18 protein-coding genes and 1 tRNA gene are annotated in these 20,382 nt (G+C 62.3%); 9 read left to right on the top strand and 10 right to left on the bottom strand.

Annotated elements, in window-relative coordinates; genetic code table 11:
* Positions 1–184 precede the first annotated feature (184 nt).
* The 5 genes from BLJ79_RS06965 to BLJ79_RS22810 all read right to left on the bottom strand — a co-directional run bounded on the left by BLJ79_RS06965 (position 185) and on the right by BLJ79_RS22810 (position 6,215).
* Positions 185–1,480: a glutamine synthetase family protein gene (locus tag BLJ79_RS06965; protein WP_071214003.1), complete on the bottom strand. Its 1,296-nt coding sequence runs from the start codon at positions 1,478–1,480 to the stop codon at positions 185–187.
* A 10-nt stretch (positions 1,481–1,490) separates the two neighbouring features.
* Positions 1,491–2,399 (bottom strand): hypothetical protein, encoded by a 909-nt coding sequence (locus BLJ79_RS22300; protein WP_217641825.1) that lies wholly within the window; start codon positions 2,397–2,399, stop codon positions 1,491–1,493.
* A 179-nt stretch (positions 2,400–2,578) separates the two neighbouring features.
* Entirely contained in the window at positions 2,579–3,352 is a 774-nt protein-coding gene (locus BLJ79_RS06955) for an SDR family NAD(P)-dependent oxidoreductase (protein WP_071214001.1), read from the bottom strand.
* A complete protein-coding gene (locus BLJ79_RS06950) occupies positions 3,349–4,908 on the bottom strand; it encodes an APC family permease (RefSeq protein ID WP_217641823.1) in 1,560 nt (519 codons plus the stop codon). Before BLJ79_RS06950 ends, BLJ79_RS06955 begins: the two co-directional genes overlap by 4 nt.
* Before the next feature lie 398 nt (positions 4,909–5,306).
* Positions 5,307–6,215: a hypothetical protein gene (locus tag BLJ79_RS22810; protein ID WP_139194763.1), complete on the bottom strand. Its 909-nt coding sequence runs from the start codon at positions 6,213–6,215 to the stop codon at positions 5,307–5,309.
* A gap of 436 nt (positions 6,216–6,651) precedes the next feature.
* Between BLJ79_RS22810 and BLJ79_RS06940 the strand changes: the two genes are divergently transcribed.
* From BLJ79_RS06940 to BLJ79_RS06925, 4 genes are read left to right on the top strand one after another with little or no spacing between them, the layout of a single operon-like run.
* The gene (locus BLJ79_RS06940; RefSeq protein ID WP_071213998.1) at positions 6,652–7,416 is read left to right on the top strand and encodes an electron transfer flavoprotein subunit beta/FixA family protein; all 765 of its coding nucleotides are present in this window, start codon (positions 6,652–6,654) and stop codon (positions 7,414–7,416) included.
* A gap of 14 nt (positions 7,417–7,430) precedes the next feature.
* A complete protein-coding gene (locus BLJ79_RS06935) occupies positions 7,431–8,399 on the top strand; it encodes an electron transfer flavoprotein subunit alpha/FixB family protein (protein ID WP_071213997.1) in 969 nt (322 codons plus the stop codon).
* A gap of 53 nt (positions 8,400–8,452) precedes the next feature.
* Positions 8,453–9,385: a cytochrome b/b6 domain-containing protein gene (locus BLJ79_RS06930; protein WP_071213996.1), complete on the top strand. Its 933-nt coding sequence runs from the start codon at positions 8,453–8,455 to the stop codon at positions 9,383–9,385.
* Between the two features lie 56 nt (positions 9,386–9,441).
* The gene (locus BLJ79_RS06925) at positions 9,442–10,578 is read left to right on the top strand and encodes an acyl-CoA dehydrogenase family protein (protein WP_071213995.1); all 1,137 of its coding nucleotides are present in this window, start codon (positions 9,442–9,444) and stop codon (positions 10,576–10,578) included.
* A gap of 176 nt (positions 10,579–10,754) precedes the next feature.
* Here the strand turns inward: BLJ79_RS06925 and BLJ79_RS06920 are convergent, their stop codons facing one another.
* Positions 10,755–11,150: a RidA family protein gene (locus tag BLJ79_RS06920; protein WP_071213994.1), complete on the bottom strand. Its 396-nt coding sequence runs from the start codon at positions 11,148–11,150 to the stop codon at positions 10,755–10,757.
* Between the two features lie 107 nt (positions 11,151–11,257).
* The gene (locus tag BLJ79_RS06915) at positions 11,258–11,734 is read right to left on the bottom strand and encodes an Lrp/AsnC family transcriptional regulator (protein WP_071213993.1); all 477 of its coding nucleotides are present in this window, start codon (positions 11,732–11,734) and stop codon (positions 11,258–11,260) included.
* A gap of 400 nt (positions 11,735–12,134) precedes the next feature.
* On the opposite strand from BLJ79_RS06915, the gene BLJ79_RS06910 reads away from it, so the two are divergent.
* Both BLJ79_RS06910 and BLJ79_RS06905 read left to right on the top strand, forming a co-directional pair.
* On the top strand, positions 12,135–12,344 hold the full coding sequence (locus BLJ79_RS06910) for a helix-turn-helix domain-containing protein (protein WP_175475412.1): 210 nt from the start codon (positions 12,135–12,137) through the stop codon (positions 12,342–12,344).
* 78 nt (positions 12,345–12,422) lie between these two features.
* Positions 12,423–12,495: transfer RNA gene (locus BLJ79_RS06905), tRNA-Ala, on the top strand.
* A gap of 22 nt (positions 12,496–12,517) precedes the next feature.
* Here BLJ79_RS06905 and BLJ79_RS06900 read toward each other — a convergent pair.
* The 3 genes from BLJ79_RS06900 to BLJ79_RS23310 all read right to left on the bottom strand — a co-directional run bounded on the left by BLJ79_RS06900 (position 12,518) and on the right by BLJ79_RS23310 (position 14,215).
* Positions 12,518–13,372, bottom strand: coding sequence for a DUF4232 domain-containing protein (locus tag BLJ79_RS06900; protein ID WP_175475411.1), 855 nt, complete (start codon positions 13,370–13,372; stop codon positions 12,518–12,520).
* 69 nt (positions 13,373–13,441) lie between these two features.
* Positions 13,442–13,696 carry a hypothetical protein gene (locus BLJ79_RS06895; RefSeq protein ID WP_071213990.1) on the bottom strand — a complete coding sequence of 85 codons (255 nt, stop codon included), beginning with the start codon at positions 13,694–13,696 and terminating at the stop codon, positions 13,442–13,444.
* Positions 13,697–13,744: 48 nt separating this feature from the next.
* A complete protein-coding gene (locus tag BLJ79_RS23310; protein WP_071213989.1) occupies positions 13,745–14,215 on the bottom strand; it encodes a hemerythrin domain-containing protein in 471 nt (156 codons plus the stop codon).
* Between the two features lie 194 nt (positions 14,216–14,409).
* On the opposite strand from BLJ79_RS23310, the gene BLJ79_RS06885 reads away from it, so the two are divergent.
* From BLJ79_RS06885 to BLJ79_RS06875, 3 genes are all read left to right on the top strand, one after another.
* Positions 14,410–15,588, top strand: coding sequence for a hypothetical protein (locus BLJ79_RS06885; protein ID WP_071213988.1), 1,179 nt, complete (start codon positions 14,410–14,412; stop codon positions 15,586–15,588).
* Between the two features lie 488 nt (positions 15,589–16,076).
* Positions 16,077–18,716: a metallophosphoesterase gene (locus BLJ79_RS06880; RefSeq protein WP_071213987.1), complete on the top strand. Its 2,640-nt coding sequence runs from the start codon at positions 16,077–16,079 to the stop codon at positions 18,714–18,716.
* Positions 18,717–19,159: 443 nt separating this feature from the next.
* Positions 19,160–20,314 (top strand): N(5)-(carboxyethyl)ornithine synthase, encoded by a 1,155-nt coding sequence (locus tag BLJ79_RS06875; RefSeq protein WP_071213986.1) that lies wholly within the window; start codon positions 19,160–19,162, stop codon positions 20,312–20,314.
* The last annotated feature ends 68 nt before the right edge of the window (positions 20,315–20,382 follow it).

Below are 20,382 nucleotides of genomic sequence, written 5' to 3'. Positions count from 1 at the left end.
GGTGTGAGAGGTGGGAGGCAAACCCTCCCACCTACTCGATTGCCGTCGTAATTCTACAAACTTAGGCGTTCGTCGCGGGCCTGGAGGTCACCCCTCAGTTGACCACGGCAGGTGTACTCTGGCCGAGCCGCTCCGATTTGCTCAAGGTCCGCTTTCCGAACACGAGGTTCTTGAATTGCATCAATTAGTGGTGTTCCAGATGCCGTGAACGCTCCCAGCTCGTGATGTTAGTACGGAGCCATTGCTCATACTCTCGGATTTCCGTGCGCTGGAGCTGGTGCACTGCACCAACAAAAATTTCGCCCAGGAGTTCCTTCGCGATCGGGGAATTCGCGAACTTTTCGGTGGCCTCGGAAAGTTCCGTTGGTAGTGGCGCTCCGGTTTTGGCGGTTTCGTCAAGGTCCAAACTATTTTCGATTCCGTGTATACCGCCAGCTAGCACCCCAAGAGCAGAGAAATACGGGCTGGTGTCGGCGCCAGAAATGCGATGTTCCACCCTGGCAGCACTCACGTTTGATGTCAGTGTCCGGCAGGCAACGCTTCGGTCATCGTTTCCCCAGCTGGGGCGGTTGGCCACATACATATCCGGGGCAAATCGTTTGTAGGAGTTGACATATGGCGCGAAAAGGGCCGTGAAGTCAGACATTGTCGCAAGCAACCCGGCTAGATATTGTCGTGCGGTTTCGGACAGCCTGCCAGGCTCTTCCGCAAAGATATTCCGACCACCGGCCATAAGACTTGAATGGATATGACCTCCGGCACCGGACTCGCCACCAAAGGGCTTCGCCATGAACGATGCGGCAAGTCCTCGTTCTGCACAGAGTTCACGCATGTACTGTTTCGCTCGGGCAGCATTATCTGCCGCTCGAAGTGCTGGTTGCGGTGACAGAGTGAATTCAAAGAGACCTGGGCCAAGTTCTGAGTGGAATGTCTCTACTTCAATGCCGATGTGTTGCATACGCGCCACAAACTCTTCGATGAGATCGGCGGCGCCAGCGATTCTGCTCAAGCTGTATGCGTTTTTGACTCGACCAAGTCCCTCAGTCTCGCCGTCTCGCCTTCCACGATCCTCGTCATGAAATATCCAGAATTCAAACTCATAGCCGAGGACTGGGGTGAGTCCACGTTTTAGGTACCGTTCAACGACTCGCTGCAGTGCTCCACGCGGCGAGGCGCCGAATGGTTCGCCATCGTTCGTCACTAGGTCCGCGATGACGGCTTCGGTTTCATCACGCCAGGGAAGGGTTACACGCGTTTCTTCATCAATACGAAGTGATGAATCTGGGTATCCATTCGTTGCGTTGCTAAACGCATTGTCCGTGACGCTGTCCGGCAGCGAAAGCCCATACAAGATTGAGCTGAAGTTCGACAGGGAATCCGGTCGCGTCTTTTCAGACCTCAGCATTTTCCCGCGTATCCCGAGGGCGTAATCCGGAATTTCGAGTCGGGTCAGTGGCACCCTTGGCGTTGAATAGGTCATTCCCGTTCCTTCAAGAAGTACTCGTTGGGCGACTTGGCCGACTGTCAGCCGTTCTTCCGACACGTGTGTAAATTTCATCTGGGATAAGAGAGGGATGTCGATAGACCCACCAGGTACAGGCCGTGGGACCATCGCCGTTGTTCCAAACGGGGGGATCGATTACCCTGGTCGGATACCCTAGCCGATCGATGGGCATCACTTCGTTGAGCAGACAGCAGTGCACACAGTATGAACAAACGCCTGTCTGGTTCCAAGCCCAGTCGTGTGGCTCTGTGGTCACAGCAAAATCAAAGGGGTGCCCAGAACGAGGTTGGCCGCTCGTTATGGTGGCGTCCACGGCCCGTCCTCCAGAACCGCACGGAGCAAAGCGAAAACCTATGCGGTCGTCCTCATAGATCACTTCTATGTCTCCCTGACGATCGACTCCGGCCAAATGGGCATGAAAACCGTCAACGATGCTGATCATGAGTTGGTGGGCTGAGGTTTCCCACGGCTGATGCTCAAGGCTGTATCGACGGGCATGTATTTCATACCAGTCGGACAGGAGATAGTCCCACAGCAGAACGAGGTTTTCCTCTCCAAGAAGCCTCACGGCGATATCAATCAGACCAGCGACTCGATCGACCGCGTCATCGTGCATTGCGAGCCAGGTGGCTCGTGCTTCTTCAATGAGAATCGTCGTTTCGGCGTCGGCGTTCTTACAGGCAGCAAGTACACGCCGGACTGAGTTTTCGTAATTCGGCCATGCAGCCTCAATCCCCCGCATGGCGCGCTCTCCAAGTACCTGGTGAAGTCGGCCTTGCTCGCGTTCGATATCGGATTCGAGTGCCCCTTGGCCGCGGACCCAACTGATGATCGCCTGCGGCCAATCCTCATAAATTTCCCGCAGTTCCTGGGCTTCGAGCAGGCTTACATCCACGAGATCCGCTGCGTCGTGCCATCGAAGTTCCTGGGCTGCACGCGTTGCCTCCCGGAATGTCCCATTCGAAAGTTCGTCCCAGCTTCCGGTCCGTGTACGCCTGCCCAGAAACCCAATGAATGTTGTAGTTCCGGAGTTCGGGCCCTGAACTCCCGAGCCGGGAAACAAAACGGATCCAGTCATCGCTGAACTTCGGGAAGCGTTTGGCCGCCGTCGACAACTATGCTTTGTCCGGTTATGAATGAGGCATCGCGAGATCCAAGGAAACTCACCGTAGCGGCAATATCTTCTGGAAGCCCTATTCGACCGACGGGGATTCGCGAGACAACATCCTGAAGTGCGTCTTCCTCCGAATAGAGGAGCTTAAGATTCTCGGTCAGGATAGTTCCGGGGGCGACCGAGTTCACTGTGATGCCTGCCTGAGCCAGTTCCACGGCTGCCGAGCGAACGAGTGCTTCCAAGCCCCCTTTTGATGCCGCGTAATGTGTCAGATTGGAAATGCCTGTGCGAGGACCTGTGATCGAACTGATCATGATAAATCGGCCGTACTCCGATCTGGTTAGGTCAGGGATCGTTTCCCGCATTAACAACATCGCAGCTGTGAGATTGAGGTTCATGACCTGGTCCCACGCATCACGAGTCATTTCGCGGAGCGGTTGCTCCGGATATATTCCCGCTGCATGGCACAACAGGTCAATATCTCCGAAGAGATGGGACCGCGCCTGAGACAGAAACTGGGGAATGAGTTCGAGATCCAGGAGGTCGCCTTGGACAAAGAACGCCCTCCCTCCGCTTTCTTCAATAGTGTGACAGGTTTCCTCACCGGCGTGCTTGTCGCGGCCCACTACTGCAACGCATGCGCCTTCCGATGCAAATCGTCGCGCGATAGCTTGACCAATGCCTCGTGTCGCCCCGGTAACGACTACTCGCCTGTCCTCATGCAATTTATTCATCGTTCTTCGTATTCCATTCTGTTGTCAATGGCTCCCGCAGGGGTCACTGACAATGGCTCTTCCAAGTGAACCTCATAGACAGTCGATCCGATTCGGGCGTACGTTGCCGGCTTTGCCTGCCGCCAGTAGAGCGCTAGCAAGATGCCCAAGGTGAAGACGGTCACGACTGCCCACGGCACCAACCGTCCCACCATTGTCGTCGCAGCTGGCCCTGCAGCGACATCGTAGTTGGTGAGAAGCAGCCAGATGACAACCGCCATCCCGCCACCGCCGACGATGGGCGAGAGGAAGGTACGCCACCAACTGGCCGTCTCGGGGTGGTTTCCCCGAACATGGAAGTAGCTGATTGCGGCCATGCTGGTCAGAATCTGGGCTGTGAGGAAAGAAATTGTTGCGAAGAAGGCGACCAGCACGAACAGCTCACCGTAAGGGTCGACACCAGCAAAGAAGCTAACAATCAGGAGAACTGCTGCAAAGCAGCTCTGCACCATCGACGCGATGTGGGGAGACTGGTGGACCGGGTGAGGCTTCCCGAGCGCACGAGGAAGGATTCCGTCTCGCCCGATGGCGTAGAGATAACGGGTTGCAGAATTGTGGATTGCTAGTGCGCATGCGAATGAACCAAGGATCATGAACCATTCCATGGCAAACACACTCCAAGAGCCTAAGTAGGTCTTCATCGGATAGTAGAGCAGATCGAATGGGTTGGCCCCGGTGGCACGTTCGACCGCCCCGGTTGCACCGTTGCCGGCCACCATGGCCCACGAAATGAACGCGTAGAAGAGACCAATGCCGACAACAGCAATAAGAGTGGCTGCCGGGATCACGCGCTTTGGGTCACGGGATTCTTCGCCGTAAATAGCGGTGGATTCGAACCCGACCCAGGACCAGAATGCGAAGAGCAAGCCCACGCCGACAGAACCACCGACCAATCCGTTTGTGCTGAACGCGTTGATCGGGTTCAGCGACTCAGGCATGAGGCCGTTCGGTCCGCCTCCGTGAAAGAGCACCGAGAACGCCATTGCAGACAGCAATGCGATCTCGCCGATGAGCACCACTGCAAGAATTTTTGATGCGAGACTAATGTCTCTATATGAAAGCAGACTCATGATGGCAACCACGCTGACTGCATAGACAATCCAGGGAAGGTCGATGCCCAACTGATTCTTGAACGTCTGCTGGCTAAACGCAGAGAAAATCCCCACGAGGCCTGCTTCCATTACCATGTAGCTCAGCATGCTCAGAAAGCCGGCGCTAAGGCCGAATGGCTTGCCGAGCCCTCGCGAAACAAAGGTGTAGAAGGCTCCGGCGGAGGTGATGTGCTTCGCAAGGGCTGTAAAACCGAAGCTAAAGATGGTGAGCACGATGGTGGCAACGAGGAAGCCCGCTGGCGCGCCTGTTCCGTTCCCGACTCCCACCGCGACCGGTACGTTTCCAGACATTGCGGTTACTGGCGCAGAAAACGCCACCACCATAAAGACCACGCCGACAAGGCCAATCGTGTTGGGTTTGAGTTTGCCCTGCGAGACCGGAGGACGTTCAGTTGACTTAGACAAGGGTGCTCCTAGTTGCAATTTGCAATAAGTGATGTCTGCAGAGTAATGAAGATAAGTGCCCGAGCAGACTCCGTGGAACTTCTGTCCTCAAACTACTTAGAACTATTGCCCCAGTCAATAGTCCTTTTAGACTTTTTCGAAGAAACCTAGGGTGAACGCTAGTTCTCTTCTCCCGGCCCATTGCCCCTGGATGAAGACGAAAAGAAGGGCGACGTCACTTTTCTGGGATCAGCTTTCCGCCGTGGCATGCCTTGTTCTCCCCCTAGGCGTGTGGGTCGGTAGTGAAAAATGGCTGTGGAATCCTACAGCGAGAACCCACTATTTAGTTCAAAATTGATGTATCTGCTGTAGGTTACCTACATACAAAATGGGTCAAAATCGACTACTGACCCACGCACCTAGCAGGGGCGGAAGCCCGGTACGGAAAACCAGGTTAATGGGTTCGCGTCCGACATTGCCAACCTTGACGCGAACGCCAATGAATCCCCGCCCGTCGGATCGCGCCGTCCGCGGAAGTGATGGCCATTGCTTGGAACCCGGTGCGTCTCACTGCAGCAAATCCACGACGAGTGGGCCGACGAATTCCATACCGACCCCAAGCCCGCCCATGAACCCTGCCAGTATCGCCACGGCGATGAGCGCCAAAAGCGCCAGCATGCCGATCTGGGCCCATGTCTCCCGTGCCTTCGATACATTCCGCTTTGCCCGTGGCTCTGCGCGGGTCCCGTTACGGTTACGTGGGTTCCCGGGTCGATGGCCTTGGGTTTTGGCTGTCGTGACATGTCCGCCATGAGCCACGAATACGACAACCAAGTGAAGAGCACCAGCAGGAGCACGCTCACCAACAGCCGGATCGACGAGGCCGCGGTCGGCGATAGGCGATTGAATATCATCGTCGGCTGGTTGGTGGAGGGGCTTGTGGGGTTGTACGTCACCGCTCTTGTTGAGCCGGCTTCTACCGTGTTCCACAGATCCGAAGGCAATTCCACGCCGGTGGCGTGTTCTTCCGCCAGGTGACCAGGCGTGAAGGTGTAGTCAATCAGGGAGTACACACTCTTGGTTCTGCTGCTTGGCGCGGTTTTCTTGTAGTGCTTGCTGACAGTGGCCGATGCATGGACTCCCGACTGTGTCAGCTCTTGTTTTCCGGCGATGGAGATCACCAGCGTGCTGCCGCCCCACACCGGGCCGGCCAGCAACGCGGCTTTGGAAACTAGCAGCGGAACCGAGTTCATGAAGCTCTTTTTCCGGGCCTTCGACAGGCGGCTTTTCTGCTTCGGCCTGGATGGCGCGCGGTGCTTGGCGGTCATCGTGGGGGGGCATCGATCCAATCTCCGGGGATGCTCCGGAGGTGCTCCAACACGCTGTGGAGCGGGCCGCCGACGGTGGGACAAGGCTTTCATCTCCAAACGACTTTACGTCGGAACAGGCCAGTCTCCGTAAATGGTCGAATATGGGTGCAGAGGACCAGAGCAAACGGAAGATCCTTCGTGGCTGCCGACCTAATCCGTATTTCCTTGGGTTCGTGCCAAGCCCGTGGCACCGCGGTGGTTCCGTGTTCCGTCTCGGATCGCTGGGAACGCATGTCGCCCGCGGGCCAAGATATCCGCACGCTGCTGCTCGAATGCATGTTCCGTGGCGGAAGCCGCCGTCATCGCAATTTAGTAGGAAGACCTAGTAAATTTTGGCCCTTCCCAGTAGAGTCGCGAATGAGTGAACGACACGGCACCCGGGAAGGGAATACGGATGAAGATCGCGGTTTTGATCAAGCAGGTTCCGGACACCGCCGAGGAACGGATCCTGGATCCGGGCAGCGGACGGGTGGACCGGGAGGCAAGCGACCCGGTGATCGACGAGATCACCGAGCGCGCCCTGGAACTGGCCCTGACGGTCAAGGACCAGGACAAGACCACCGAGGTGGTGGTCGTGTCCATGGGGCCGGCCGACACCGCCAAGTCCATCCGCAAGGCCCTGTCGATGGGCGCCGACTCCGGGATCCACGTGCTGGACGACGCCCTGGCCGGGGCCGACCTGGTGCTCACCGCCAGGATGCTGGCCGCCACCCTGCGCGACACCGGTGCGGACCTGGTCATCGCCGGCAACGAGTCCACCGACGGGCGCGCCGGAATGCTCCCGGCCATGGTCGCCGAGCACCTTTCCCTGCCCATGCTCGGCTCCCTGGTTTCAGCGGACATCGGCAGCGACTCGGTCAGCGGCCGTCGGCAGAACGAATCCGGCACCCAGGAGGTCGTCGCGAGCTACCCGGCCATCATCACCGTGACCGAACGCTTCGACGAGGCCCGCTTCCCCAACTTCAAGGGCATCCTGGGCGCCAAGCGCAAGCCCGTGGAAACCCTGTCCGCCACCGATCTCGGCGGGGAGACCAATGCGGCCAGCACCGTGCTTGATGTCGCCCAGCGCCCGGCCCGAACCGCGGGGGCCAAGATCACCGACGACGGGAACGCCGCCGCCGAACTCGTCGACTTCCTCGCCTCCCGGCGCCTGATCTAGCGAAGGACCATTCCATGGCAAACATCCTGGCACTGGTTGAACTGACCCACACCGGACACCTGGCCGCCTCGGCCCGCGGCATGCTGGCCGTCGCCGCCCGGCTCGGCACCCCCGTGGCCGTCACCGCCTCCGAGACCGCCTTGGACCCGGCCACCGCGGCGCAGCTGGCCGACCTCGGCGCCGCCGTGATCCACGCGGTCCAGGTTCCCGGGGCCAACGGCACACTCATCACCCCGCTGGTCGACGCCCTTGCCGACGCCGTGGCCGCCCACGCACCGGCCGCGGTGCTCGTGGCAGCCTCCGTCGACGGGCGCGAGGCCGCCGCACGCCTGGCCGTGCGCACCGGCGGCGGCCTGCTGGCCGACGTCGTGGACGCAGCACCCACGGATGCCGGCATCGTCACCGAGCACTCGGTCTTCGGCGGCGGATACACCGTCCACGCCCAGGTCTCCGGCGCCCTGCCCATCATCACGTTGCGCTCCGGGGCCATCGACGAGTCCGCGGCCCCGGCCGCCGGAACGCTCAACGCGGTGGTCCTGGAGCCGCCTGCCACCCGCAGCGCCACCGTGACCGCATTTGCCGATGCCCCGGAAGACTCCGCGCGGCCCGAACTGCGCGGGGCCGCCACCGTGGTCTCCGGCGGGCGCGGCCTGGGCTCGGCGGAAAACTTCGTGCTGGTCGAACAGCTAGCCGACGCACTTGGCGGCGCCGTGGGCGCCTCCCGGGCCGCGGTCGACGCCGGCTACATCGCCCAGACCTCGCAGGTCGGGCAGACCGGCGTATCCGTCTCCCCGCAGCTCTACGTGGCACTGGGCATCTCCGGGGCCATCCAGCACCGCGCCGGGATGCAGACGGCCAAGACCATCGTGGCGATCAACAAGGACGAGGACGCCCCGATCTTTGACATCGCCGACTTGGGGATCGTCGGAGATGTCTTTACGCTGGTTCCGCAGGTGATTGAGCTGCTCAAGTCCCGGACCTAGCACCCGGGACGCACCCCGATGACGATCCCAACCACGAACGCGAGGCACCATAAATGACGGCCCGGTCCACCCCCAAAAAGCAGGCCACCAACAAATGGGCACGAGCCGGCATCATCGCCGGGTCCCTGGTCGTCCTGCTGGTTATCGCCGTCTTCGTGGCCCGTTGGCTGGTCAGCCTCGAATCGGTCAAGACCTGGATGGACACCTACACCGGGCACTCGGCGCTGCCCGACGGCGCCCCGGTCGGGTTCCCCGCCTGGCTGGGCTGGCAGCACTTCCTGAACGTGTTCTTCCTGGTGCTGATCGTGCGCACCGGCTGGCAGGTGCGCACCAATACCCGGCCCGCCGCCCACTGGGTGCGCAACAACAAGGGCCTGATCCGCACCAAGGGCGCCCCGGCGCGGATCAGCCTGGACCTCTGGTTCCACCTGACCCTCGATGCCCTGTGGGTGCTTAACGGCCTCATCTTCATCATCGTGCTCTTTATTTCCGGGCAGTGGGTGAGGATCGTGCCCACCAGCTGGGACATCTTCCCCAACGCCTTGTCCGCCGGGCTGCAGTACCTGTCCCTGGACTGGCCGACCGAAACCGGCTGGGTCAACTACAACGCCCTGCAGGTGCTGACCTACTTCGTGACCGTCTTCATCGCCGCCCCGCTGGCGATCGCCACCGGGCTGCGCATGTCCGGTGCCTGGCCCAAGAAGGCCGCCGCACTGAACAAGGCATACCCGATGGAACTGGCCCGCGCCCTGCACTTCCCGGTCATGATCTACTTCGTGGCCTTCACCGTGGTGCACGTGGCCCTGGTGCTGGCCACCGGCGTGCTGCGCAACCTGAACCACATGTATGCAGCCAACGACTCCACTTCCTGGACCGGACTCATCATCTTCGCGGTGTCCATCGTGGTGATCGTGGGCGTCTGGTTCCTGGCCCAACCGGTCTTCCTGCGTCCCCTGGCCTCGCTGACCGGCAAGGTCGGGAAATAGCCAGGCAACACTTCCGACCATCCGCCCGCCCGCCATCGACGACCCAGGAGCCGAGAATGTTTGAACTCACCGAAGACCAAAAGGCCATTGTCGAGATGGTGGCCGACTTCGCCGCCGAGAACATCGCACCGCATGCCGCGGCCTGGGACCGGGACCACCATTTCCCCGTCGATGTGCTGGCACAGGCCGGGGAACTGGGGATGGGCGGGATCTATGTCCGCGAGGACTTCGGGGGATCGGGCATGAGCCGGCTGGATGCCGCACTGATCTTCGAGGAGCTGTCCAAGTCCGACCCGACGATCGCCGCCTACATCTCCATCCACAACATGGTCGCGTGGATGATCGACCGCTTCGGCAACGACGAGCAGCGTGCGGCCTGGGTTCCGCAGCTGTGCACCATGGAGATGCTGGGCAGCTACTGCCTGACCGAACCCGGGGCGGGCTCCGACGCCGCGGCGCTGAGCACCCGGGCCGTGCTCGACGGCGAACACTACGTGCTCAACGGGACCAAGCAGTTCATCTCCGGAGCGGGGGCCTCGGGCATGTACCTGGTGATGGCCCGCACCGCCGACACCGGCGGTGCCGGGATCACCGCGTTCATCGTCCCGGGCGAATCCGCGGGGCTGTCCTTCGGCGCGTTGGAGGCGAAGATGGGCTGGAACGCGCAGCCCACCCGCCAGGTGGTCATGGAAGACGTCCGGGTTCCCGTGGGCAACCGGCTGGGCGAGGAGGGCACCGGCTTCGGTATCGCCATGAAGGGCCTGAACGGGGGCCGGGTGAACATCGGGGCGTGCTCGGTCGGTGGCGGCCAGGCGGCGCTGGACAAGTCCATCGCCTACCTGAAGGAGCGCGAGGCCTTCGGGGCACCGCTGATCGGGCAGCAGGCGCTGCTCTTTGCGATCGCTGATATGGAAACCGAACTCGAAATCGCCCGGACCATGATCTGGCGCGCCGCGGACGCCTTGGAACGCGGCACCAAGGACACCGTCCGGCTGTGCGCGATGGCCAAGCTGGTGGCCACCGACGCCGGCTTCAACGCCGCAAACACTGCCCTGCAACTGCACGGCGGATATGGTTACTTGTCCGAATACGGGATCGAGAAGATCGTCCGTGACCTGCGAGTGCACCAGATCCTTGAAGGCAGCAACGAGATCATGCGCCTGATCATCGGGCGCCTGGCTGTGGAGAAGTAGGCTCCCCGCGCGGCATGGGCCGAGCCGGGCCGCCGGGGCCGGGATCGGTGGGGTCGTGACGCTTGTGCCCTCGGGTACCGCGTTTCCCCGAGTGCGCCGGGGACACGACGGACCGGTTCCAACCAGTGGTTGGGGTCGGTCCTTCGCTTCCCTGCAGGTTCATGTTCTGCGGGTGCCTAGTTGCCCGCCCAGGCGGTGGCCTGAACCTCGACCAACAGCTCGGGAGCGAGCAGCGGCGCAACGATGGTGGCACGCGAGGAACGGTGGCTGCCGAAGGTGTCGACCCAGGCACGGTTGTATTCCCCGGCCATGGCCGCGTCGTTGATGTAGACCGTGGCGGTGGCGACCGCGTCCAGACCGAGACCATGGGCGGCCAGCACGGTGTGCAGGTTTTTGAGCGTCTGGACCGTTTGCGCGTAGATGTCTCCGGCTCCGACCAAGACCTTGTTTTCGTCCTTGGCGACCATGCCGGAAACGAAAACCAGGTCTCCGGCGCGGGTGGCGCTCGGAAACGGGCTGGCCCCGGTGGTGATGCCTGCAACGTCGATGTTCGTAAGTCCCGAAGTGCCCATGATGCTCCTCAACCAAATATGGTGCGGACGGCAAAACACCGCCCGGAAAAAGACTAGGGCATCAAGGGCAAGGTCAATGGAACCCTTGCCGGGCATGTTTCGGCCGGTCAGCTCAGGTGGTCGAGCAGCGCGGTGGTGCGGTAGGGGATCACGTCGCGCAGGATCATCGAGGTGGAGGTCCGGGTTATCCCCGGGCACAGCCGGATTTCCTCGCTGACCCGATAGAGGTCATCCGGATCGGTGGCAACTGCCCGGATCAGCAGGTCGGTGTCCCCGGCCGGGGCCACGCATTCCAGGACCTCGGGAATGAGGCTCAACGCCGCGATGGCCTCATCCAGGTGCGACTGGTCCAGCTCGGCGCTGACGACGGCCGATACGCCGCGTCCAACCGAGGCGGGCTTCACGCGGCTCGAATTCGGGCGCAAGGCGCCGGAACTGGCCAGGCGCTCCATGCGTGTCTGGACGGTTCCTCGAGCCAGCCCCAGGCGCTGCGCCAGCATCATGGTGGGAACGCGGGGATCCTCGTCCAAGGCCAAGAGAATGCGCCTGTCCGTATCATCCAGTTGGTACGATTCCGGCGTCATTCCGGCTCCTTCGCCTAGGTTCGGTCAGACTGACCAAGTTGTTCGGTAGCTACCACTCCATGTTAGTCAAAATGATCAGTGATACCCAACTGTGTTGCACGGTATGCCCGGTTGTTGCTTTAGTGGTTGTTAGAAGCTCAACCAAGGTCACAAGCTACGGGGAGCAGACCCTTGCAGCGGGACTGGATCCAGGCCGCGCTACAGGCCGGCCCACAAGGCCCCTGGTCGAAACGTCAGAGTGGTCCGCAAAGATTCCAAAACTTGGAGTCACCGCGGACCACTCTAGTTTTTTGCCCCCGGGAGGTCCCGAGCCCAGTGAAACCAGCATCCGTTATCCACAGAAGCGACCTGGACCGCCTCGGTGAACCCGGAAACGGGTAGCCTTCAATACATGAGGTTCATGCGTCTAGAAGATGTCGCCGACGAGTTGAATGTAAACCTGCCGCAGGTGCGATCATTGGTACGCAGCGGGGACCTGCCGGCCATCAAGATCGGCGGTCGCGGAGTCTGGCGGGTGGAGCGCAGCGAACTTGAAGCCTACATCCAGCGCCAGTACACCGTGGCGCGCGAATCCATCGAGGCGGGGGCCGCCGACGGCGACGAGGAATAGGCGCCTGGAGAGAATCGATTTTGCATGCGGGTCGCCACGGGTTTAGGCTGAAAATGTTGCGGCTCCAAGCCATGACACGGGGCATTAGCTCAGTTGGTAGAGCGCTTCGTTCGCATCGAAGAGGTCAGCGGTTCGATTCCGCTATGCTCCACACATCGGCACCCGCCGGAACCCTAGGGGTTTTGGCGGGTGTTGTCCTTAGTGCCGGCTGGATCCGTGACGAGTTCCCAAGCGGTGACCGACACGGCACCGCCGTCGATGATGTCCAGGTCCACCGGCGAACTATGGCGCAAAGTCCCTGCGTAGGGTGCGACCAGCATGGTCCCGGTGCGCACGTCGCCCGCTGCCGCCATGGCGTTCCAGCCCAGGAAGGCCCGCGCGCTTTGACCGGGCAACAGGGTGATGGCCGAGACCCCGGCATCATCGGTCATGAACGAACCGCCATGGACCAATAGCACGTCGATGGCCCACCCTTCGGCGTTGTTGAAGGCGATGTCTGGGTAGGACTCCACGACGCAAGGACCGGTCCCGGTATTCGTCAGGTCGAAGCCCATCCCTCGGTGTCCCGTGGCCCCTTCCGGTTCATGCCATGAGATGGACACGCCTTCGCCCGGACACCAGTTTTCCCCGGCCGGTTGGAAGGCGTCCGACCGATCCGGCCAGCCGTACGGGGTTGGCGAGGGCGCGTCGGGCGGCGGGGGCGCGGCCAGCGGGGTTTGGGTTTCCGCGGTGTCGTTGTGGGCGGCGGGGATCGTGACGACAAGTATCACCGCGAGCAGTCCGGACACCAACAACGGCATGGCATCGGGCTGCCGCCGCGCGGCCTTCGGGCCGGGGAGCTGCTTGGGGGATCTCATGGCCAGGGTTCCCGCCAGCGCGGGCAGCCAACCCCAGATGATTCCCCAGTAGCCGGCTGCAAGCAACGCGGGCTGGACACCGTCCAGCAACCACGCCAACCGTGCCGGCGGCCAGGAGGCAATGACGTAGCCGAGGGAGGCAAAAGCGGCCGCGGCGAAACCGGCAAGCACGATGGACATCCACGCGGCAAGGAATCCGATGGGTTGATCTCCGGCTTGCTTGCCCGCACGCATGCCGGCTCACCGCAGCAGCAGGAGCGTAAAGGCCATCAATGCCAGGACGGAAAACAGGGAAAGCAGGATCGGCCACGGCTGGGCCGATTGCCAGGTTCGCATGGCGATCGTCTCGGGAAAAAGCATCCGGGTGAACTGGGCAGGCAGGCGGACCTGGTGGGCGAGCATCCATCCGTTCAGCGCGCCGCTGAACAGCCAGAGGATTCCTGCCCCGGCAACGATCCATGCGGTGCCGATGGCTGTTTTTCCGTGTTGTCCCATGCCACCGAGCCTATCCGAGCTGGCTCGGGGTGCGGCTCCACCGGCGGGTCAGCCGCGGGCCGAGCGCGGCGACCAGTCTTCGGGAAAGGCCCCGGAACCTAGGAAATCGCCCAAGGCCGAGGACGCGGTTTCGTCCAACAGCTCATCGGCCTGGGCGTAAATGACCTTTTCCTCCATGGCGTTGTGCTTGTCTAGAAGCCCGAGCAACTCGGCGCAAGCGGTGCGGGTGCCGGGGGCGTCTTCGTGTTCGATCAAGCTGTCGATTTCGGCCATGGTGTTCCACAGCTGGCCGTGTTCGCGTTCCATGGCGAAGATCGGCCCCATCAACCCGCGCCTCTTCATCGGCGGGAAGAGGAACTCTTCCTCCAGGTAGATGTGGCGGCGAAGTCCGGCCAGGGAGCGCATCAGTGTCTCGGACTGATCCTGCGCGGTTCCGGTCGCGGCCAGATACGCCTCGATCCCGCCATCGATTTCGCGGTGCTCCGCCTCGAGCGCTGCACCCAGTGTCTGTTGTTCCACGACGTCTCCTTGCCCGAATCCACGATGGGATCCCCAGCATAGGCACGTTCGTCCTCCCGAGGATCCCTGGGAACATGCGCTTGTGCCGGCAGAAAAACGCGAATCGATGGGTAAACCGCGTGTAGCATGTATCGGTGGACCAGGCACTGCAAGGGCCGCCGCCTCATCCCCAGACCCAGGGAAAGATTCATTACATGCCCCTGCCCCGCAGGTACGACCCCACGATCGAGGATCCCCGGATCCCCGATGCCAACGAATTCCAGCACATGGCACTCGGATTCGTGGAACGGCGCATCCGGATCTTCCACTTCATGCTTTACGGCGCGGGGCTCTTCCTGGCTTCGGCAGCCGCTTTGCTGGTGCGTCGGCTCACCGACGTGGATCCGTGGGGAACAGCCGTGCTGACCGGTCTGGGCATCGTGGTCCTGCTCATTTCCGGGGCTGTCGCCGGATTGGCGGCACTGCGCCCGGCCAAGCCATCGGTGGCCTTTACCGTGGCAGACCAGTCGATCCGGGGAGACAAGGCTGCCGCCATCGGGATTGCGGTGGCCGGTGCGGTCTTCACCGTGATTGCCGCCTTCATGGCCGGTGACCACGACATCGCCCGGGTATCGAGCATCCTGGTGGGGATGTGGGTGGCCATCGCCTTGGCGATCCATGGCCTGCTCCACGCCCGCAAACTGCGCATGGAGCGCGACAAGGTCTACGCCGCGCACCTGGCCAAGAACGGGGCCTCGCCGCAACCCGACCGGCGGGTGGTTCGCGAAGTCGCGCCCGGTCCGCAGGTCTTCGACAGCGAGCCCACCGAATTCGAACGGGAAGCCGCTGCCTATGCCGGGACCCGGGCCCGTGCCTGGGCCTGGATGCTTTTCGGTCCGCTCTTTGTGTACTTTCTTGCCCCGGTGCTGGTGATGAGTTGGGCCATGGGGTTCGACTACGAAATGTGGATCGTGCCGGTGCTTGTCGCCCTGGGCTTCGCGCTGGCGTGCTTTGTCCACGGCTTCTTGAAGCTGAAAAGAGAACGCCCCGGAAAGGTGCGGTACAGGCGGTGGTACGGGCGCAACATGTACCAATCGGTGGGCAGCAATCGCAGGACGGGCATCGCGTACTACAGCATGGCGGTGGGCATTTTCATCACGGGGTCGCTGCTTGCGGGGATTGCCGCCAGTCCCGAATTCGTGCTCTATCCAACGGCATTCGCCATCATGATTGCCGCGATGGCCCCGCTGATGTTCATCGCCAGCAGGATCCTGCACCGGCGCCGCGAACTCTACACCGCATGGCTGCTGCGCAACGGCATGCCAATCGAGGTCACTCCGAGCGGGCAGTCCGATAATCCACGGGGGAGCGCAGGTAACACGGGCCGAACCTGAGTGCCCGGATCGCAGCCCGGTGTTGGAACCAGGCGAACCGCCGGATGCGCGCCCGCATGCCCAGGCCTTCGGGCGGGGGACACCGGGCCGATGGTTGCTGCAGCCCCCTCGCCGGCTTCGGCCGTTGGGTCCTTTGCTGTTGACGCGGGCGCAGGTTGCCGCACGCTTGAACCCGACCATGGGTTGGTTGCGGAAGACCATCGGTTCAGGCCGTGGCGCATCCAAGCAGGGCAGCCGGCGTGGGCCGGGGTGCGCCCATGTTCCAGTGGATCCCGTAGTGGTTTTTGGCGCGGTCCCTGGCTGTTCCGCAGAGGCAAGAATTCATTCCGAGTTTAGTTTCCGGTGGTCAACCGTCCGTTCGACGTTCCTATGGTTGCTGCGGGGCAACCTGCATCTGCCTCAGCCTTCCACCTATCGTTTTGCCGCCCGGCAGGCCCATGACGTGGCGCCGCCAGACGGACATTTCCAGCGGAAAGAATCCTGAACCAATGAACAACAGACGAATCCTCGCCCCGCTCTCGGTGGGTGCACTTGGCCTGTCCTTGCTCCTGGGCGGTACCTCGGCAGCAGCCGCCCCGATTGAGGGAACGGTTACGGCCTCGTATTCCCACATGGTGCTCAACGTCGGTGCCACCGATCTCGACCGCAACTTCGCCTGGTACTCGGATGCCGCCGGCGCCCAGCAGCTTAAACTGGCAGTCAAGGGAGCCGAGGCGGACACCACTCGTATCCTGGAGCCCACAGCGTCCGGCACATCGAATGAGCAGCCCGGCCTGTCCTGGCAGCATGCCGCAGCCACGGGCCTGACGCCGGGGGCCACCTACGTTTGGCAGGTGGGATCCGACGCACTGGGCTGGTCGGATCTGCAGGAGTTCAGCATCCAGTCGGACGAGAAGCTGGACGTGCTTGTCTATGGCGACACGCAGATCGGCTCCGGCGGCGGGGTTCCCAGCGACGTCGGTGCGTGGCAGGAAACTCTCGACGCGTCGCTCCAGTCCGTTCCCGACCCAGACTTTTTGCTCTCGGTCGGCGACCAGGTGGACGACCACGACTCGGATTCCCAGTACGACGACTACCTGTCGCCGAGCCAGCTGCGCCAGCACTCCCTGGCCACCAACATCGGCAACCACGACGACGGCTCCGTTTCATACGCCGAGCACTTCAACATGCCCAACGAACACGATCTCTCCGGCTGGGACGCCGGCCTGGGCAACTACTGGTACATCCAGAATGACGTTCTCTTCGTCTCCCTGAACTCCAACGAGCAGGACCCCGCGGCACACACTGCGTGGGTACGCGACATCGTCGAACAGCACGGTACCGGCGTGGACTGGAAGGTAGCCACCTGGCACCACGGGCTCTACTCCACGGCATCGCACGCCACCGACGGCGATATTGAGAAGCGGCGAGAATGGATGCCCCAGCTGATGTCGGAACTGAACTTCGACTTGGTCCTCTCCGGGCACGACCACGTGTACACCCGCTCGCACCTGCTCAACCAGGGCCACGCCGTCGGCAACCTCGATGCCCCGGCCGAACTGGCCAAGCAGGACGGCGAAGTGCTTTACCTGACGATGAACTCCTCCACGGGATCGAAGTACTACTCGATCCAGGAGGACATCGACTTCACGTTCAACGCGGTGGAGAGCCAGAACCGGAAGACGTCCTACTCGCATCTTCAGGCCGACGGTGATTCGCTCCGCGTCACCACCCGCCAGGTCGACGGCACCGTCCTGGACGACGTCACACTCACCCGCGCCGCGGAAGACGCCGTCCCGAACCCGGTACCGGACCACCCGGCGCAGACCGTGTTCGAGGGCCCCGGATACGTTGACAAGCCCATTGAAAACGTGGTCAACCCCGACACCGGTGAGGTCTCCGTGGAGGCTCGGGTGCTCTCCGCCAACGACGACGTCGAAGAGTACGTCGCCAACGGCAGGATCTACCTTGATTCCTCGGACCTGGAAATCACCCAGGAATCTCCCGGCAGCGAGGATCCCGAGACCCAAAACATCGGCATCCGCTTCGACCAGGTCGCGATCCCCGCGGGTGCCACCGTCACCGGTGCCTACCTGCAGTTCACCACCGACGAGCCGAACAAAAATGCCGATCCCTTCGATGTCGCGATCTCCCAGGAGAACACCGGGCACGCGGCACGATACACGGAGGACGCCTACAACGTCTCCAACCGCGAATTCCTTGACGACACTGTCGCATGGAGTGGCATTCCCAGCTGGACGACAGCGGGCGAGGCCGGCGAGGCCCAGCGCACCCCGGACGTCACCGGTCTGGTGCAGTCCGTCGTTGACCGCGAGGATTGGGCCAGCGGGGCTGCCATGGCCTTCAAATTGACCGGAACCGGAACCCGGACCGCCGAGGCCTATGAAGGCGGCACGGGCGAGGAAGCTCCGAAGCTCATGGTCACCTACACCCTTGACGGCGCCACGGAAATTGCCGCCACTATCGATGACGCACGTGACGACGTCGAACAGTACTCCGCCTCCGGGAAGATGGACCACGGTTCCTCCGACTTGGAAATCGTTGACGAAAAGGAATCGCAGATCATCGGCCTGCGCTACGCCGGACTTCAGATTCCCGCCGGCGCTGAGATCCTGTCCGCCCGCGTGCAGTTCACCACGGATGAAGAAGACAAGAACACCGATCCGTTCAACATCAGCATCGCTGGCGAGGCGGCAGGTTCATCGGCAGCTTTCGGCGACACCGACTTCGAACTGGCCGGCCGTGAACTGACCACGGCGCGCGCGACATGGGCCGATATTGCACCATGGCTCATCGAGCACGAAGCGGGCGCGGACCAGCGCACCGTTGATCTCTCCAACATCGTGCAGGAAATCGTGGACCGCGAGGACTGGGCTGCAGGCAACGCCCTGTCGTTCCTGCTTTCCGGCACGGGCCTGCGCAGCGCGGAATCGGCAGACGGCGAGCCGACCATGGCACCGAAGCTCAACATCGTTTTCCGCGCAGGCGAGACCGTCGAACCCAAGCCGGGCAAGCCGGATCACGCGGGCCAAAAGGGCAAGCCGGATCACGCGGGTCAAAAGGGCAAGCCGGATCACGCCGCCGATCCGTCCAAGCCCGTCCAGCCGACGACGTCTTCGGAAAACTAGCCGCCACCGTGGACGGCGCCCCGGGCCGCAACCGGGACGCCGTCGAAGCGAACGTGGTGACCAAAGGGCACCGATGAACCACCCGAGGACCTCCGGTATCGAATTTCGACCATCCGGGGGTCCTCGTGCATCACGCCGCCAAGCGCGACCGGTCCCGCCGTATCGGCAGCCGGACCGGCCAAGGGCCGAGTGCCACCCGCTCGCGTCCCCGCGCGTCACATGGCGACGCCCTTGACCAGGAATACTTGTCTCCCGGCAGGCCACCCGGGGCCACGTCGGACACGGGATGAACGCCCAATCCCACCCCGACAACGAGCACCGGCCCGGGGACCTCGGGGACCAATGCCAGGACTTTTCGGACGCCGGGGATGCCGACCCGTGTACCGTGAGCCTCATGGGGCAGGTCATTTTGGCATGCTCCACACAGGAAGAGAACACGAAGAATGGGCTTTACGAACGAACTTTCACTGGGTGTCATAGCCACTTCCAGCAAGGTGGACGAGCAACGTTTGCCGATCCACCCGTCTCACTTTGAACGTATTGACGAGCGCTTCCGAGACCGCATCACGGTCGAATCCGGCTACGGCGTGGCCTGCGGAATGGACGATGAAGACCTCGCGCCGTTCGTGGGAAATTTTGCCACTCGCGAAGAAATCATGGCCGGCAGCGACATCGTTCTCTTGCCCAAGCCCCAGGCCTCGGATCTGGTGCAGATGCACGAGGGCCAGACACTGTGGGGCTGGCCGCACTGTGTCCAGGACACTGCGCTGACGCAGCTGGCCATTGACAAGAAACTCAACATCATCGCCTTCGAGGCCATGAACCACTGGGGCACGGACGGCAGCTTCGGGCTGCATGTGTTCCACAAGAACAACGAGTTGGCGGGCTACTCATCGGTCATCCACGCCCTGCAGCTTTGCGGCAACACGGGTGACTACGGGCGCAGGCTCTCGGCCACCGTGATCGGCTTCGGCGCAACCGCCCGTGGAGCTGTCACCGCCCTGCGCGCCCACGGGATCCACGACGTGCGTGTCCTGACCGGACGCTCCGTCGCGGCCGTCGCTTCGCCCATCCACGCCGTCCAAATGGTCCAGTTCGACCACGACGGCGGACCGCACCTGAGCGAGGTCATCACGGACGAGGGACGCTTGCCGCTGGCACCGTTCCTGGCCGAAAGCGACATCGTGGTGAACTGCACCCTGCAGGACCCCAACGCGCCGTTGATGTACCTGAGCTCCCAGGACCTCGACGCATTCGCCCCGGGCAGCCTGATCATCGATGTTTCCTGCGACGAGGGCATGGGATTCGAGTGGGCCAAGCCCACCACCTTCGCCGACCCGATGTTCACCGTTGGCCGGAACATCAACTACTACGCGGTCGACCACAGCCCCTCATACCTGTGGAACTCCGCCAGCTGGGAAATCAGCGAAGCACTCCTGCCCTTCCTGGATGTGGTGCTGGACGGGCCCGCCGCCTGGAAGGAAAATGAGACGATAGCCCGCGCCATCGAGATCCGGGACGGCGTGATCGTGAATCCGGCCATTCTCGAATTCCAGAACCGGACCGCTGCCTACCCGCACGACATCAACGCCGGCTGACACCGGCGCGGTTTCGTGTCCCGGGGGCCAGGGGGCGCGGAACCGAACCGACAGGAAGGACCCCCGAC

This window comes from Arthrobacter sp. UCD-GKA (genome assembly GCF_001863355.1).
Lineage (GTDB): Bacteria > Actinomycetota > Actinomycetes > Actinomycetales > Micrococcaceae > Paeniglutamicibacter.
The sequence above is the reverse complement of the archived record's forward strand: the minus strand, read 5'-3'. Positions and strand labels throughout refer to the sequence as shown.

Coding starts and splice junctions, on each gene's coding strand:
- BLJ79_RS06965 (WP_071214003.1), bottom strand. CDS start 1,480: ATGACCTATTCAACGCCAAGGGTGCCACTGACCCGACTCGAAATTCCG.
- BLJ79_RS06955 (WP_071214001.1), bottom strand. CDS start 3,352: ATGAATAAATTGCATGAGGACAGGCGAGTAGTCGTTACCGGGGCGACA.
- BLJ79_RS22810 (WP_139194763.1), bottom strand. CDS start 6,215: ATGACCGCCAAGCACCGCGCGCCATCCAGGCCGAAGCAGAAAAGCCGC.
- BLJ79_RS06940 (WP_071213998.1), top strand. CDS start 6,652: ATGAAGATCGCGGTTTTGATCAAGCAGGTTCCGGACACCGCCGAGGAA.
- BLJ79_RS06935 (WP_071213997.1), top strand. CDS start 7,431: ATGGCAAACATCCTGGCACTGGTTGAACTGACCCACACCGGACACCTG.
- BLJ79_RS06930 (WP_071213996.1), top strand. CDS start 8,453: ATGACGGCCCGGTCCACCCCCAAAAAGCAGGCCACCAACAAATGGGCA.
- BLJ79_RS06925 (WP_071213995.1), top strand. CDS start 9,442: ATGTTTGAACTCACCGAAGACCAAAAGGCCATTGTCGAGATGGTGGCC.
- BLJ79_RS06920 (WP_071213994.1), bottom strand. CDS start 11,150: ATGGGCACTTCGGGACTTACGAACATCGACGTTGCAGGCATCACCACC.
- BLJ79_RS06915 (WP_071213993.1), bottom strand. CDS start 11,734: ATGACGCCGGAATCGTACCAACTGGATGATACGGACAGGCGCATTCTC.
- BLJ79_RS06910 (WP_175475412.1), top strand. CDS start 12,135: ATGCGTCTAGAAGATGTCGCCGACGAGTTGAATGTAAACCTGCCGCAG.
- BLJ79_RS06895 (WP_071213990.1), bottom strand. CDS start 13,696: ATGGGACAACACGGAAAAACAGCCATCGGCACCGCATGGATCGTTGCC.
- BLJ79_RS06885 (WP_071213988.1), top strand. CDS start 14,410: ATGCCCCTGCCCCGCAGGTACGACCCCACGATCGAGGATCCCCGGATC.
- BLJ79_RS06880 (WP_071213987.1), top strand. CDS start 16,077: ATGAACAACAGACGAATCCTCGCCCCGCTCTCGGTGGGTGCACTTGGC.
- BLJ79_RS06875 (WP_071213986.1), top strand. CDS start 19,160: ATGGGCTTTACGAACGAACTTTCACTGGGTGTCATAGCCACTTCCAGC.